17 protein-coding genes, 1 tRNA gene and 1 riboswitch are annotated in these 15,363 nt (G+C 49.2%); of the genes, 5 read left to right on the top strand and 13 right to left on the bottom strand.

Annotation, left to right across the window (positions count from 1 at the left end; all coding sequences use genetic code 11):
- Positions 1-50: 50 nt before the first annotated feature.
- A complete protein-coding gene (gene racE / locus AC0VZ8_RS23985; RefSeq protein WP_194543909.1) occupies positions 51-857 on the bottom strand; it encodes a glutamate racemase in 807 nt (268 codons plus the stop codon).
- A 261-nt stretch (positions 858-1,118) separates the two neighbouring features.
- Here racE and AC0VZ8_RS23990 point away from each other — a divergent pair, with 261 nt between their 5' ends.
- Entirely contained in the window at positions 1,119-2,186 is a 1,068-nt protein-coding gene (locus tag AC0VZ8_RS23990) for a nitric oxide synthase oxygenase (protein WP_475487752.1), read from the top strand.
- Positions 2,187-2,303: 117 nt separating this feature from the next.
- On the opposite strand, the gene AC0VZ8_RS23995 is transcribed toward AC0VZ8_RS23990, so the two are convergent.
- The 5 genes from AC0VZ8_RS23995 to AC0VZ8_RS24015 form a co-directional block, all read right to left on the bottom strand.
- The gene (locus tag AC0VZ8_RS23995) at positions 2,304-2,666 is read right to left on the bottom strand and encodes a YtxH domain-containing protein (RefSeq protein WP_071223138.1); all 363 of its coding nucleotides are present in this window, start codon (positions 2,664-2,666) and stop codon (positions 2,304-2,306) included.
- A 15-nt stretch (positions 2,667-2,681) separates the two neighbouring features.
- Entirely contained in the window at positions 2,682-3,134 is a 453-nt protein-coding gene (locus tag AC0VZ8_RS24000; RefSeq protein ID WP_260066248.1) for a DUF948 domain-containing protein, read from the bottom strand.
- 271 nt (positions 3,135-3,405) lie between these two features.
- Positions 3,406-3,828, bottom strand: coding sequence for a DUF86 domain-containing protein (locus tag AC0VZ8_RS24005; RefSeq protein ID WP_475484650.1), 423 nt, complete (start codon positions 3,826-3,828; stop codon positions 3,406-3,408).
- A gap of 43 nt (positions 3,829-3,871) precedes the next feature.
- Positions 3,872-4,159, bottom strand: a complete 288-nt coding sequence (locus tag AC0VZ8_RS24010; RefSeq protein WP_071223373.1) for a Dabb family protein — start codon at positions 4,157-4,159, stop codon at positions 3,872-3,874.
- 196 nt (positions 4,160-4,355) lie between these two features.
- On the bottom strand, positions 4,356-5,792 hold the full coding sequence (locus AC0VZ8_RS24015; protein ID WP_475487753.1) for an NAD(P)/FAD-dependent oxidoreductase: 1,437 nt from the start codon (positions 5,790-5,792) through the stop codon (positions 4,356-4,358).
- Between the two features lie 77 nt (positions 5,793-5,869).
- Positions 5,870-5,969: riboswitch (purine riboswitch) on the bottom strand.
- A 289-nt stretch (positions 5,970-6,258) separates the two neighbouring features.
- Between AC0VZ8_RS24015 and AC0VZ8_RS24020 the strand changes: the two genes are divergently transcribed.
- Entirely contained in the window at positions 6,259-6,855 is a 597-nt protein-coding gene (locus AC0VZ8_RS24020; protein ID WP_071223142.1) for a helix-turn-helix domain-containing protein, read from the top strand.
- Positions 6,856-7,023: 168 nt separating this feature from the next.
- Positions 7,024-7,215 (top strand): hypothetical protein, encoded by a 192-nt coding sequence (locus AC0VZ8_RS24025; RefSeq protein WP_475484651.1) that lies wholly within the window; start codon positions 7,024-7,026, stop codon positions 7,213-7,215.
- A 112-nt stretch (positions 7,216-7,327) separates the two neighbouring features.
- Here the strand turns inward: AC0VZ8_RS24025 and AC0VZ8_RS24030 are convergent, their stop codons facing one another.
- From AC0VZ8_RS24030 to AC0VZ8_RS24040, 3 genes are all read right to left on the bottom strand, one after another.
- A complete protein-coding gene (locus tag AC0VZ8_RS24030) occupies positions 7,328-8,053 on the bottom strand; it encodes a WD40/YVTN/BNR-like repeat-containing protein (RefSeq protein ID WP_475484652.1) in 726 nt (241 codons plus the stop codon).
- 200 nt (positions 8,054-8,253) lie between these two features.
- A tRNA-Leu gene (locus tag AC0VZ8_RS24035) sits at positions 8,254-8,337 on the bottom strand.
- Between the two features lie 137 nt (positions 8,338-8,474).
- Positions 8,475-9,455, bottom strand: a complete 981-nt coding sequence (locus AC0VZ8_RS24040; protein ID WP_475484653.1) for a copper amine oxidase N-terminal domain-containing protein — start codon at positions 9,453-9,455, stop codon at positions 8,475-8,477.
- A 252-nt stretch (positions 9,456-9,707) separates the two neighbouring features.
- Between AC0VZ8_RS24040 and AC0VZ8_RS24045 the strand changes: the two genes are divergently transcribed.
- Complete coding sequence (locus AC0VZ8_RS24045) at positions 9,708-9,968, top strand: YczF family membrane protein (protein ID WP_071223145.1); 261 nt, start codon at positions 9,708-9,710, stop codon at positions 9,966-9,968.
- Here the strand turns inward: AC0VZ8_RS24045 and AC0VZ8_RS24050 are convergent.
- From AC0VZ8_RS24050 to AC0VZ8_RS24060, 3 genes are read right to left on the bottom strand one after another with little or no spacing between them, the layout of a single operon-like run.
- Positions 9,963-11,084, bottom strand: a complete 1,122-nt coding sequence (locus AC0VZ8_RS24050; protein ID WP_475484654.1) for a GerAB/ArcD/ProY family transporter — start codon at positions 11,082-11,084, stop codon at positions 9,963-9,965. The two genes, AC0VZ8_RS24045 and AC0VZ8_RS24050, sit on opposite strands and share 6 nt — an antisense overlap.
- Positions 11,085-11,098: 14 nt before the next feature.
- Positions 11,099-12,313: a Ger(x)C family spore germination protein gene (locus AC0VZ8_RS24055; protein WP_260066262.1), complete on the bottom strand. Its 1,215-nt coding sequence runs from the start codon at positions 12,311-12,313 to the stop codon at positions 11,099-11,101.
- Positions 12,314-12,334: 21 nt separating this feature from the next.
- Entirely contained in the window at positions 12,335-14,017 is a 1,683-nt protein-coding gene (locus AC0VZ8_RS24060) for a spore germination protein (protein ID WP_475484655.1), read from the bottom strand.
- Positions 14,018-14,164: 147 nt separating this feature from the next.
- Between AC0VZ8_RS24060 and AC0VZ8_RS24065 the strand changes: the two genes are divergently transcribed.
- Complete coding sequence (locus AC0VZ8_RS24065; protein WP_071223149.1) at positions 14,165-14,389, top strand: hypothetical protein; 225 nt, start codon at positions 14,165-14,167, stop codon at positions 14,387-14,389.
- 232 nt (positions 14,390-14,621) lie between these two features.
- Here AC0VZ8_RS24065 and AC0VZ8_RS24070 read toward each other — a convergent pair whose 3' ends face one another.
- Complete coding sequence (locus AC0VZ8_RS24070; RefSeq protein ID WP_071223150.1) at positions 14,622-15,335, bottom strand: MgtC/SapB family protein; 714 nt, start codon at positions 15,333-15,335, stop codon at positions 14,622-14,624.
- Positions 15,336-15,363 lie beyond the last annotated feature (28 nt).

Raw genomic sequence — 15,363 nt, forward strand, 5'->3', positions numbered from 1 at the left:
CGTTTTCTGCTCTTATTCATTCTGGATTAGCTCTTAGTATGAATGGTGAATTATAGCCTTGTAATTTGCCAGACAACAGGTGTCCGCTTGATATGATCTCCGAGCCATTCGGTTGCGATGCTCTGAAAAATAACCGGATCTCCAGTACAGAAGAATTGATGCACCGGGCTCTCCATGCTGCTCGCAAGCTGGCCTTTATCGTACAGAATCGTGCTGACCTCGCGAGCTGTTTCATCGGCGGAGCTGATCAGTTTCACTGACGGCCCCATGACCGTTTGAATCGTATTCATCAGGAACGGATAGTGAGTACAACCCAGGATCAGACAATCAATGGAGGTATCCTTGATGCCTCTCAAGGATTCTTGCACCACCTGCAAAGCATCCTTGGATCGGAACAATCCGTGTTCGACGAGCGGCACCAGTTCGGGACAGGCTTGGCTTTCCACCTCGACGTAAGGCGAGAGCTGTTTCAGAGCCGCTGTATATGCTCCGCTGCCAATGGTTCCGACTGTACCGATCACGCCGACGTTACCGGTCTTCGTTGCACTTATGGCGGCACGCGCCCCTGGGTGAATGACACCGATGACGGGTACAGGCACTTTGGACGAAATATAATCAAGCGCCGCCGCCGTAGCCGTATTACAGGCGATCACAATCATTTTAGGATCATACTGAATTAAATAATCTACAATTTGCTCCGTAAATAAACGGACTTCTTCCGGCGTACGGGGTCCGTAGGGTGCGCGGGCTGTATCTCCGAAGTAAATAATTTTCTCTCTCGGGAGCTGTCTCATCACTTCTTTAGCGACAGTCAGCCCGCCGACACCCGAGTCTAGTATTGCGATTGCTTGCTGCACGAACCCACCGCTTCCTTCTTGTCATATTCATGGTTTACAGTGATACCATATGTCATTTCGGATCGAAATGTACCTTAAATCTTACCCCAATTCCCCCCTATCTTCAACAAAATCGCTGCTGCAATAGACGGCTGGTAATTTGTTCAATCAATTGTAGGACTCTTGCGCCAGTCGCTGACCGCAGGTAGTTTATACTATAGTAAGCGCGCGTACAGTAAAGGAGAATTTTACGTGAAGGACAACATACATCATATCGACCTTATGGAAGCTGCGAAGCAGTTTATCGAGCTTTGTTATGCAGAATTAAACCGTACCCCAGAAGAAGCCGAGGCCCGGCTCATGGACATCCGCTCACAGATCAAGCTGACAGGTACATATGAGCATACGCTTGAGGAACTGACGCATGGGGCCAAAATGGCTTGGAGAAACAGCAACCGCTGTATCGGCAGACTGTTTTGGGATCGCCTAAAGGTAGTCGATGCCAGGCACTTAACCGAGACCTCTGACATTTTCTCAGCACTCCTTCATCATATCGAGAGTGCCACCAATGGCGGAAAAATCATGCCTATGATTACGATTTTCAGGGCAGCACGTCCAGGGGAGGCCCCATTGATGATCAAAAACCACCAATTGATTCGGTATGCGGGTTACGAAACGCCGGACGGGACGGTTGGCGACCCGGCTTCCCTCTCCTTCACGAAGGCATGCATGGATCTGGGATGGCGGGGAGACTTGACCGACTATGATGTGCTGCCGCTGGTTGTGCAGCAGGGGAATGAGCCTCCGGAATGGCTTCCGATACCGAAATCCCACGTGCTGGAGGTCCCCTTGGAGCATCCCAAACTTCCTGCACTGAAAGCGAAGGGAATAAAATGGTATGGGGTGCCTCTCATCTCGGACATGCTGCTTGAAATCGGCGGCATTATGTATACGGCCGCACCGTTCAACGGCTGGTATATGGGAACCGAGATCGGAGCCCGTAACCTTGCAGACGAAGGGCGCTACAACAAGCTTCCGCTTATCGCCAAGCTGATGGGGCAGGATACTTCCAGCGAAACGACCTTATGGAGAGATCGCGCATTGGTCGAGCTCAATGCTGCCGTCCTCTATTCCTATAAAAAAGCTGGCGTTAGCATCGTGGACCATCATTCAGCAGCATCCCAGTTCGGTTTGTTTGAACAGCGGGAACAGCAGGCCGGGCGGGAGCTCACAGGGGATTGGAGTTGGCTGATTCCTCCGGTCTCGCCCGTTACAACACATATTTTCCACAACTTTTATCATAACGACATCCGCTCGCCGAATTTTCATTACAGGAACAAGGAAAAGTAGTCTTTATCTTTCGAGTAGTTATACACAGCAAAGCCGGGGCTGTTTGCCGCCCCGGCTTTCATGTATTTTGGCGTAATCCTTATCCTCGTAAATGAGTGCTGAAGATCTGATCCTGAATTAGTCGTTGACCTTCACTTCCGCAGCAGAGGGAACATAGGCATCTTCTTCAAAGTCCTCGTCAAACGAGGAAACCTGCGCAATTTCCTCATCCGCCAGCCAGCTTTCTTGCCGGTTGCGCCAGGACTGAATGTCGGAGATCACGTTCTCCGCCCGATCCGTCATGATGCCGATCAGGTTAACGCCCTGCTCTCCTACCTTCTCTGCTGCCTCCTGCACCTTGGTGCCGATGCCGCGGGCGCCGTCGGCAATGTCATCCCGAAGCTCTTTGCCGGATTTTGGAGCCAGAAGAAGTGCGGTAACAGAACCTGCAACACTGCCGATCAATACTCCCCAGAGGAGTCCTTTGCTCTTCTCTTTCATATTCCATCTCTCCTTCTATTTGGCTTGCCCTTCGCCGGATTTGGAGGTGTACTTGTTCCATGAATGCCAAAGCGTCATTCCGGCATCAACCCACCGGAACATCTCCCCGATCTGCCGTTCATTATCGAGGCGAGCACGTTCCAGATGCTCAATGGCGGTTATGGAAGCTTTTTTCCCTACAGCATGAACCGCATCGGCCGTCTTGGCTACCGCTGACGCAGCATCGGACATGGAAGCGGCAAAAGCTTCGCCTGCCGCCAGCTGACGCTGTATCATCTCTAGCGAGACGGATGCCTGCACCAGCACTTGCGAGGCTTCCTGTGTCAATCGGGCACTGTCTTCCTCAAGCCGGCCCAGCATGGTCTCGGCCCGCCCGATCAGCCTTTTAACCGACACCATCATGATCACCGCCGCAACCGCGATCAGAACGATACCGATGGCAGCAGCCAGCGCACTCCATTCTGTCATGGGGAACTCCTCCTTTCGTCCGACCGGGCGAATGCCTAGTCGCTTGATGCATTATAAGCAGCATGGGCTTGTCTTGACACAACATCGGCGATTTTTTTATTCCAGCACAGCAGAACCACGAGTTACCCTGCAATTTCGGAACATGCAAGCGCTTGAGATAACACCAACAAAAAACAGACCGTTCAGGGATTCCCTGAAGGCCTGTTAAGGATCGTGTGTATGGAAGAGCCCATGGCATCATGGGATATTTCTTTGTGAAACTAAATAACCATTAGTACATCTCGTTCTTTAAATACTCACGGACATTTCCCGCAAATTTCTCCAGAACATCAGGCAGAATCGGGGTCAAAGAATGAAGCGTATGCCTGTCCCAATCATAGTAGTCCTGCACGAGCGGTTTGCGCAATCGGACCAGCTCCAGCAGCACCTTATGAACCTCTTCGGGGAACACCTTTTCCTCATGATTAATATCCATGATATCTTCATAACTGCTGGCATCCCGCATAATAAATCCGTCAATCAAGTAGCTGCCGACATCCGTCACGACTTCGATCGCCAGATGAAGCGCACGCTCCTGAACCAACCCCAGCACCAGGCCTCCGTCCCATGATAGTGCCGAAGCACGCAACCCTTCCGCAATTTCAGGAATCGCGCTCAGCCGCCGTTCAATTTGTTCTTGATTTACATAATACACCGCAAATCTCCTCCAACCCGTTGTTGTAAGTCTATATCAATGCCTACACTTCAAAATCAACGCTAAGCGTATGATCTTTCACCGTATTGATGTACTGGATCACTTCCTGGTGAACAGGATGAACGGCATATGCTTGCAAATCTTCAAGATTGTCCACTTCAACGATCAAAGCCAAGTCATATGAGCGCTCCGAGCGAACTACATCTGCGCCCGCCTCAAGGGATCTAAGCATCGGAATCTTGCCATCCATATCGCGCAGCACCTGCACCGTCTTCTCAATATTCTCTGCGGATGAGTCCTTCAATTTGAAAAAAACAATATGTTTAATCATCGTCCGTTCCTCCATCTCTAGCATGTATGTAAATCTTTCGTATCTATCATACCCCGTTCGTCCGGAAAAAGAAATCGCTCCCACCAACATATCGGACATATCGGCAGCGCCAGATCTGATCAAATAGGAGCAGCGTCTGGCTTACACCAGAGCGTGCTCCTGAAATCAACACTCTATTTAAGGGAATGACGCTGAATCACGAACTTAATTGGTTCAGCATGTTCTGGGCAATCCAGACGCCGGCGGCTCCTGCCTGAGCAAGCCCCCTGGTAATGCCCGCACCATCCCCGCCACAATAAAGTCCCTTAATTTCCGTCTCGAAGGACTCCGTCAGCTTCGGTCTGGCGGAGTAGAACTTGGCCTCCACCCCGTAGAACAGCGTGTGCTCCGACGCGATTCCCGGCGTGACTTGATCAAGCGCTTCGACCATCTCGATCAGGCTTTTCATGGTGTTGTACGGCAGCACCAAGCCAAGATCACCTGGAACGGCTTCCTTCAGCGTCGGCTCCAGAAACCCTTCGCGAATTCGGCCCTCGGTGGATCTCCGGCCGCGGAGCACGTCCCCGTATTTCTGCACAATAACCCCGCCGCTGGATAGATCGTTAGCCCGCTTGCATATTTCACGCGCATATTCGTTAGGCTTGTCAAACGGCTCCGTAAACTTATGGGATACGAGCAGCGCAAAGTTCGTATTGGCCGATCCCAATGCCGGATCTTTATAAGAATGGCCATTGGCTGCCATAACCCCGCTATGGTTCTCAACCACAACATGACCGGAAGGATTGCTGCAGAACGTACGCACCCGGGTTCCCACCGAGGTGTTAAAGATGAATTTGCCTTCATACAAATGCTCATTGATCTCGCGCATGACCACATCCGAGGTTTCAACCCGAACGCCCACGTCCACCTGGTTATTATGCATTTTCAATCTGCGTTTTTTCAATACACTGGTCAACCAGGCAGAGCCGTCACGGCCAGGGGCGACCATCACCAAATTCGCCTCATGGACCTCCCCGCCTTTCATTGCGATGCCGGTAACGCGATGGGCTCCGTCTTCTTTGACGGTGACAATGTCCTCGACCTCCGCCCGAAAAGCCATATCAATTCTTGTCTTCAAATATTCATATATCGACTTCAGTATCTCCAAATTCTGCTCGGTTCCAAGATGTCTTACCTGAGCGCGAAGCAGCTTCAGGCCCGCTGCGTATCCACGATGTTCAATATCCCGGATCGCATTTGTTGTCGGATCCGTAATGGCAGGTGTTGCTCCGTGCTCCAGATTGATGGCGTCCACATATTGGATGAGCTCCATGACTTTGGAGCCTGGCAAATAATCGGTCATCCAGCCGCCAAACTCCGTGGTTATGTTGAATTTGCCGTCGCTGTATGCTCCTGCCCCGCCAAATCCGGCTGTAATCGAGCAAGCCGGCAAACAACCGGCAAATTCCTTACGTCCTACTGCCGGTGGACAGAGCTTAATCTTCTCCTCCAGGATCGGGCAGCTTCTCCGGTAAATATCATGTCCCTTGTCAACTAATAGCACCTTGCTGCCTGGTGACTTTAACGTCAGTTCATAACAAGCGAAAATACCGGCCGGACCGGCACCAACAACGATAACATCATATTTGCTCATCATATCCCCCTGTGTGTTTGACTGTCGCTTTGTGCACACCGCTATTCGGGCACAAAAAAGTCCTGCTCCGAATAGGTATGCTTGCGCATCCTATTCGTAGTCAGGAATTTAAGGTCCCTTGTAGAAACCCCTGAACCTTATTTTCAGGGATATACGAATAAGCATCTTTTTTTCTTCATCAACCATTGTTAATATAAAACGAATTCACGAATGAGTCAAGTGGTATTTCATCAATTGTTCGTGTTTAACTCTATAAAATCCCGATGTAAACGCCAATCACACCTGTAATATCCACCAAAAAACGAACAATGCTTTATAATAATCATTTAAACGAGTAGGTCTATCGGACCAATACGTCCGACTTATAAATCAGGTAACAACGAAATGGAAACAATTGTTTTAGAATTGGCTATTGAAAAGTGAGTGTCGAATATTGTAGTATTGTGTTAAAAAAATCGGAGGAATTATGCCTACACAACTGCAGCAAGAAAAACACTCCATTGAGGCGTGGTCCCTGATCAATCGTAAATATTTGGGGAAAGGTGTGCGAGTCAAGCGCTTTCGCCGGCCGACCCGCTGCCAAATTCGCAACCGCGTCCTACTAGCCGTACTTATGGCCAACGATATCAAATTGTCGCAATTGGCCGAGGAACTGGGAGTATCCTCCCGTAGTGTCAGCGCATGGGTATATGAGGGGCGCGTTCCCGGAAAAAACAACCTGGAGAAGGCCTGCGACTATTTGGGTTATCCCCGTCACATTCTCTTCAGGGAGGAACTGCTGGACAAGTCACCTTTAATCTGCCAGCCGGCACCTTCCCGCTTCATGAAACGCACCCTGACACGCTCACCCGTCAGCAATCGGATTCTGACTGGCCTGTGCATGGTTCATGACTTGTCGGTAAGCGATGTTAGCCGCTGGATCGGCGTACATCCCGGCACATTCCGCAAATGGCTGCACCAGGGTACCGTACCATCCGCAGCGTTCCAGGAAAAAGCAGAACAGTTCTTCCGGATCCCTAAATCTGTTCTATTCGCAGATTGCGCATTAAAGCAAAATTCATAATTAAAACTGCTGTTATAACGTAACCATACTTATGATTCCAACCAATGCTCAGCTTGCCGGGTCGATCCGGCTAAGCCGGGCATATTTTCTGTTATGGCATATTTCCAGACGATCAGGGAATACAAGTAACATTCCGTTCGCATCATCCAACAATTGAGGTGAGTGAGTATGATGTTACGTCATAAGCAGATTGGCGCTGCACTGGGATTGCTCACCGGAACAACCATGGGAAGCGGTATTGGATTCCTGCTTGGTTGGCACTCCTTTAATCTGATCGTTCTGGTGGCCCTCTTCGGCTTATTCGGAGTTGCCGCTGGTCTATGGCTGGGCTCACGAGTAATATTTAAAGAGCTACCTTAAAGAGCTCCCTAAATGAACGATATGATGTTCATCGTTCTGCCTCTTTCTTGCTGAGATTGGAGGCATAACCAGAAAAAGAAGACCGGAGAGCCTCGGTCTTCTTTGTTATGAATCAGTTATGGGGTTTCGTGTTAACAACATACAGCGATCCTGACGCATCCTTTTCGTTCTTGGGAGCTCTGGTAGCTTCATCGGTGATAGCTCCAGTGACAGGACTGCTGGCGGTCGTATCCGGTATATCCAGGCTGCTCCAGGTTTGGCCCCCATCCTCGGTTTTAGCTTGCCCGCTGAATCCTGTTTCAGGCGAGATGAAATGGAGAAATCCGGCATTCGGCGTGCTTCCAATCCGAATCCATGTCTCACCGCCATCCGTTGTGCGGTACAGATCGTTATTCTCCATCACAGTCCAAGCCTGCTTGCCATTTAGCGCAAAGATTTGGCGTACGGTGCCTTTTGGCTGAGCCTGAACCTCCCATTCCGTGCCACCGTTATCACTAAAAGCTATCCAGCCTTCTCCGCCGATCCAGCCCGAGCTATGATTAATGAGCCGGACCGCCGTCACATCCGCTAAATCCACATCGGGTTCAGCGGCCTGATTGTCTGGAGCAACGTCCGTATCATCCTGTTCTGCGACGGCACCGCTTCCTGCCGCGTGATCCCCTCCACCTAAAGATTCTTCTGTGCCGGTAGAGGGCTCTGCCTTCCGGGTATCCTCCTTCGAAGATTCCACCGATCGCTCAGCGACATTCCCCTTATCCGATGGTTGACATCCAACAGATAAACTCACAGCAACGAGTATCAACAAAATAAAGCCCAGCCCTTTTCGAGGTTTTATCACAGGATCACACCCCTTGTATTCAAAATAACCCGCCAGTAACTTCTGCTAACAGGCCAAATATTATAAATCCACTCCATTGAATTCACCCTAAAGATGAACGGTTCCTCCAGTTTAGTATAACGCGATTACCACATGAAGAGGAACGAAAAAAGCTGTTCTTCAAGTTAAATTTCACTTGAAAAACAGCTTTGCTTCATAGATGCGGTCGAGAGGACTCGAACCTCCACGGGGGTTAGCCCACACGGACCTGAACCGTGCGCGTCTGCCAATTCCGCCACGACCGCATGTTATGTAATTCGTGATCGAGTTGATCACCGTAATTAAGAGTATATAATGCTCAAAGTTAAAAAGCAAGCATTTTTTTAAAAAAATTGTCGAAACCATCAAACTTCATAATGGTTTCGACAGAACAAGTCTATTTTCAGATCGTCCATTGATCATGTATCACGCCAGACAACACCCACTCCTCTCCATGTGGTTCAAATACAAGCCGGAGGCTTTCCCAATCCATCCCCGCATAATCAGGATGAACTCCTTCGTAATAATACTCGACGATGACAGCTCCCTTATACTGGCTGCTTGCATTATTCACCGTATTTCCTTCGCTCTTGGATTGGTTGTAACCGATCCATGGCGCTGCGGCAAAATCAAGGGTATAAACGAATTTATGATAATAGCTCTCAAAATTCATGGAGATCGGTTCTCCGCTGCCATCATACTCGCCCCAGCGGTATAAGGTGTCGTGGTTAAATCCCTTCCTCAGCTGCTGCTTGCTAAGTGTGACATCCTTCTGCCGATCAACATGCGCATAAGGGGAAAAGGTAATCCCATCGGGATGAGCTAGCTCGGCAAGCTTCTCAAAATCCTTGTTTTTCAAAAGTGTTATTGCCTGATTACTCTTCTTGGACAGGGCAGTTTCTGCCTCCTTCGGTGTGAGCAGCGGATAGATCATAGCTTCTTTAGCCTGGTTATTCCAGACAACCTTGCCCCCAAGACCCTCTGCCGAGAAGCGAAGCGGGATATAAACACGTCCATCCTTGAGCAGTGGCGGGGCATCCAGAGTTACAGCTTTGCTGTCCTTGATGGCGTGATTCTGCCCCACAGTGTAGCTTGTCGTATGTTTACCATTACTCACAATGGCCGTCTGCTTGGCTTGATCCCAGCGAACTTCGGCTCCCATCGCTCTTGAAATGCCGCGGAAAGGCACCATCACCCTGTCGTTATGAATAAAGGGAGGCGATTCCAGCAGAAGCCGACCTCCATTCACTCGAACTTCGATAGGTCTGCCTGAGGATGTGTCCACAGCCCAAACTTCTCCTCCATATGACATGCAACCGGTTATCCCTATCACTGCCGTCATGATACCGGCCAGCAGCCTTCTCACGCCTTGACGTTTCTTCATCACCAGCTCTCCCTCCCTAAGCTAAAGTTCACGATCCATTTCCATTATAAAAGATCTATAACCCTTAGGCCCATCCATAAACGGCATTTTGCTAAACTTCTGTTCCTGTCGGTTCATATTCGCCCCTTTTCAACGCTTGGTTCGATTGGATATAACTCTTCTTTGTATGTTTATTCAATAAACCCTTCATACTAATACAACGTTGTCATGGATTGGCAAGTCATAAACAATAGGAAATGCGAGGAAGTAACGATGTATATCAAAAAATATGCGATCACCCTGCTGTTAGGTACTCTCTGCCTGTCTTATACCGTGCTTACAGATTGTCTGTTCGGGTTCCCATGGTACAACTTCATGATCAACTGGCAGTTCACTCTATTCTCCATCGTAGAGAAGCTGACGGTTACGGTGCTGCTATGCCTACTGCTCCTTCCTGATTGTTACCGAGCATTCAAAAATAAAAAGCCCCGTGATTCAAGCCAAAGTCCTGGAAACGCGGGACATGGTTCATGAACCGGAGCTAGAGTCGGACTTTGTCTTTCCTTTGGAGCTTGCTCTGCGAATCAAACCGATCACAACAAGCACCAAGGGGACAGCGATTGAAAATATAGGGAGAACCATATATAGATGCTGGCTTCCTTTCATGAGATGCTCGCTATACGAACGGGCAAGAATCATCGAGTTCCCGAGCATGATTAAAGCGAATGGATAGATCAATTTTTGATAGGGAATGTTGAACAGCTCGGATGCAGAGATCAATGCGGCATAATAATACAGACTTATTTTAAAAAACACACCAATAATCAGAACCATCACGATCAAAATTTCCGTCCGTTCAATGAACTCCGAAATATTGGCTTTTCCGACCATCGTCAGCAAAGGAAAAACCGAACGCTCCACAATGTTCTCGCCAAGGACGGAAATGGTAACGGCAGAGGTTAGCGCCAGCATCGTTCCGCTGAATAAAATAGCCCAATACCCCGCCTTGATCCCGCTCTTCTGCCGGCTCAGATGTGGAAGGAGAACTGTAGCAACAATCAGCTCCCCAAACGGGAAGTGCATATTTTTTTTCACTACGGATTGAATGATGGGTTGTACGCCATTACCCAGAACAGGAAGCAAGCGATGGACTTCCACGATTGCGGAAAATACGATAACCAGAGCGCTGAATACGCCGATCAGCAGAACAATCGCCAAGAAAATCAAAGCGGTGCGCCCAAGCACCTCCAATCCTTGATGCAGCACAAAAGCGACGGTCATCACCATGATCAAATTGACAATGAGAAGCGGGGTCTCCTTAAGGGCTGCCGAAGCCATTACCAGCAACCCTCCATCTACGATATCTCTGGAGCCTGTATACAGGTAAAACACGCAGTATGATACTCCCAACAATCCCCCTAAATATTTCCCAAGCAATATTCGATAATAAACCGTCGGCAGATGATCAGGAAACATGGTGTACAAATAAACATTCAGCGAATACATCATCGTTCCGATCACCATGCCAATCAGTAGCCCAATCCAGGAATCCTTACCGGCCTGCAGTCCCATGTTCACGACAAGCGTCGTTCCGAACTGAAATAGAACCAGCAGCGAGAAGAACTGCAGCGGACTGATTTTCACCTTCACCTTTAAGCTCCCCTTTACTGGTTGTTCATGTTGTATTTAAAGGAGCGATCTCTCATCTGAGAGTTACGCACAACGGATTTCACATGATATTCCACTTCCAACTGCGGAAAGATCACATCCCACCGACCCTTCATTTTGTGCCAGGCTTCTGGTCTGGCGCGTTCTACCGTTTGACCGAATCCGAGGATATCACTATTCGCTTTCTGACACTTCTTCACGGCTGATTTCAGAATACGACCCACCTCTTGGTTAGCAGCTGCTTCAAGCGTTCTCATCGATTCCGGATTCCGCAGGTCGATGTCGCTTATCACTTCCCGGATCGAGAAATTAGGCTCAACGAATATGTGGATAACGGGTTGAAGCGGTTCTTTAAATTTCACTTCCAGCCGGGTCTTCGATCGCATGACATCCAATGCAATTTCGCCTTGTCCATGTTCAAGACTTATATTTAATGGCGTTGTATGCATTTTATCCTTGATCCACACGGTTCCCTTGCTCTCTTCCCTGGTCATCCAATCTTTAAGTTTGTCTCCTTTAAAAATAGCCAGATTGGAAATAACACCCAGGCCTGCACTCTTCGAGCTTTCGAGATTGGATTTCTTTACGGCTTGCTGCTCATCTCCTTCGATCATGACGCCGTTAATGACAGGCCCGCCGCCGGGAACGAGCAGATCCCGAATGACATCGTCTACCTCAACACGGAAGTTCTCGCTTAACTGCCTTGAGGTTAACTCAATCTTCTGTACAAGCGCAAAAGCCGTAATCTTTCCGATAGGCGTCAGTACGGCAACCACGTCTTCTGCCTTTTGTCCTTCCGCGGCAACCATTATTTCGGTTGTTAATCGAATATCGGAATCACGATCCAAATAATCGAATAGATCGATAATTCCGTTTCTGGCCACTTCGTCGGATATGACGATCAACCCCGTGTGGGCTAGCGACAGGATACGCGGCAATTTACGGGACGTATTACGCATCGCTTCAACGATCGTTTTTCCGGATGACTTGTATATGGATGTAGGTGTCGCTCCCCTGCCTGTTTTGCCGGATATTTCATCCGCGATGATGGTCTGGAAGGAAATCATATATTGCTGCTCTTCTTCCTTCCAGTCAATGCCGATACCGGCGACAATGGCCCGCTTATTCAATTCAGTCGCATCCCAGCAGCCTGTTATCGTGCTCAGGCAGCAGCACAGGAGAATGCTAATCAACCATCTGTATCTGAACATTTTCCGGCTACACCCCTAACGTTAATTACGATTGGACTCAATGGCCGGAACAGCCGTCTTCTGGTCCCCCGTATCACTGTTATCCCTTCCGGCATTCCGATTGTGTAAACCGGATGATGGATTCCCGGCTTCCTGCGATGCAGCTTCCCCTGTACCTCGATTACTGCCCGAATGAGATGCGGACAAGGCTTCCGCTTGGAGCGATTTGAAAGGCATTCGGATGACAGCGTCTTTTTGATTCCGCAATCGAAAAGGACTGATCGGCGATAAATAGGGAACTCCGAACGAACGGAGACTATTCATATGGGCAACAAGGATGATTAATCCCAGCGTCAACCCGTAAAATCCGAACAAGCCGGCCAGCACCATAAAAGCGAACCGTATCAAGCGTCCGGCGATGGATAGGTTATAGGCCGGTATGGCAAAGCTTGCAATACCGGTTAAAGCCACGACAATGACCATCGCTGGCGTAATCAGGCCGGCTTCAACGACTGCCTGTCCCAGGATCAAAGCACCAACAACCGAGACGGTCTGCCCGATGGCTCTGGGCATCCTCACCCCGGCCTCACGCAGAATCTCAAATACGATTTCCATCAGCATCGCTTCGACAAAGGCGGGAAACGGCACCCCTTCCCGTTGAGCAACCAAACTGATTAGCAATAAGGTCGGCACCATTTCGTAATGAAAGGTGGTGAGGGCTATATAAACCGATGGGCCCAGGATCAGAATAATAAAACTGAGATAACGGACAATCCGCATCACAATCGCAATATCAAATCGCTGTGCATAATCTTCGGGGGATTGGAAAAAGTGAACAAATACCGTTGGAAGGACCAGGACGAAGGGGGTACCATCTACCAGGACGATGATCCTGCCTTCCAGCAATTTACTGGCGGCATCATCAGGACGCTCCGTATTATAGATCGTGGGAAAAGGGGTTACCGTTTTATCCTGAATAAATTCTTCGATATAAGCCGATTCCAGTATCCCTTCAATCTCGATATCATTCAGCCGTTCTTTAATCTCCTTTACGATCCCGGGATCTGCTTTTCCCTTCACATACATAAGAGCTACGTGGGTATGGGTTACGGATCCGATTTTCATGGTCTCCAGCCAGAGATCGGGGGATTTTAGCCTCCGCCGGATCAGGGATATGTTGGTAGCGATGGACTCCACGAAGCTATCCTTGGGTCCGCGAACTACAAGCTGGGAGGTCGGCTCGGTAACGGATCTCCATTCTCCGCCCTGCGTGCCGGCTACGATGGCTTTCTCAGCACCTTCCAGCAGGATGACCGTGTCCCCTGACAGAATGGCCAGCATCATGTCGTTCCATTCGGTCATTATTTTGGATTCGCCCATCGACAGCCCATCCTTCATAATGTTGTCCAGGAAGGCATCAGGCTCTTCACCCTTATATAAATCAGGGGTTAAACGCAGAAGAGAATCCATTACGAAATTGTTGACCATCTCAGGATCGCTGAGTCCGTTCAAATATACAATGGCACAGTTCTCCTCAGGCTCACCGCCCAGCTTCAAACGCCGGGTGACAATATCCGGGCTGTCTCCGGACTCGGTCCGTATGCGATCGAGCAGCTCTTGTATATGGCCGGAAATCACGGATGACCCTGACTTCGAGGACACCGCCTGCTCCTCTGATTTCTTTGCGGGAATCGGGCGACGGTTTCGAGATCGGTAGCGTATCATGTCGGTACCCCCATCCTTCAAAGCTCAAGTTAACTCCATTATTTGCTTTACATTCCTTTTTCATGCGAAAGATTAGAAAGAGGGATTGGGACGCTGTAAGAAGAATTGTCTAAACATGAAGATTACATTATGTGGGGAGGTTTATAGTTGAAACGATACGTGCTGCCATTGATCATCCTGATCATGAGTCTGCTTTATATATTCTTCATTCCGTCCGAGCCCTTGCTCGTGAAACTCCTGTTCAAACTCATTCCGATGTGGCTCATCATCCTGTTTGCCTATCGGCAATTCCCGCCCCATGCCTCTAAAGTTCACTATCTTCTGTTATCGGGACTGTTGCCGATATCCGCTATTCGAACGTCTGGATTATGACCACTTATTACGCGGCCCAATTCCTGATTGCCAGAAGCATCTCGGCTTTTGACAGTCCTCGAGTACAGGCCTTAGGAAGCTCGTCCTTGAATACAACTGCCGCCCCCATAGAAAACATACATAAAAAAGCTGAGCCCGGGTCCACCCGGGCTCAGCCCTGTACAGCATGCTGGGTCCAATCATAGGAGCTGATCATGTAACATTTTTGCTCATCAATCCATACAAGAAGCCCTTAATCCCGCCAGTTCATGCGAACCTGCTTAATGCCCTCTACCTGCCACAACTGCTCGAATAATCCGTTAATTCCCTTGCTGTTAAAAGAATACACCCGGAATTCCATCGTCACCTTGGTCGAATCGTCTTCCGTCGTGTCATTATTCACGATCATGCCTTCCACCGTCATATTGGCCTTTTGCAGCAATTCGGTAATGGTACTCACATGAACCGGACGGTCTCCGGCCTCAATGATGATCTTCAAGCTGCCTGACTTTTTGATAAAAAGAAATTTCGATTCCAATTTATTTAACACCAGCGTGCTGACCAGAACGATCGCCGTCGTTATGATCGCCGGCCAGTAAAAACCGGAGCCCACACTTAAACCGATTGCAGCCGCCACCCAAAGAGTTGCCGCCGTGGTAAGACCTGAGATGATATGATTGGAACGCCGCAATATAGCCCCGGCACCAAGGAAACCGATACCGCTTACAACTTGTGCCGCCAGCCGGGCAGGATCAAACCTCGCATTGGGATGATTAATCAGTGCAGAATCAAAACCGTAAATGGAAGTCAGCATAATCAGCGTTGATCCGACAGCCACCAAGAGATGGGTTTTTAAACCGGCCTGCTTATTTCTGCGTTCCCGCTCCCAACCGATTAAACCGCCAAGCAATGCAGCGAACAGCAGCCGCATCAGCATGGTTTGCGTATCCAGTTGAAACACATCCATTCCCTAATCTCCACCCCTCTTTGTCATG

Source organism: Paenibacillus sp. QJM3NY_38 (genome assembly GCF_056173265.1).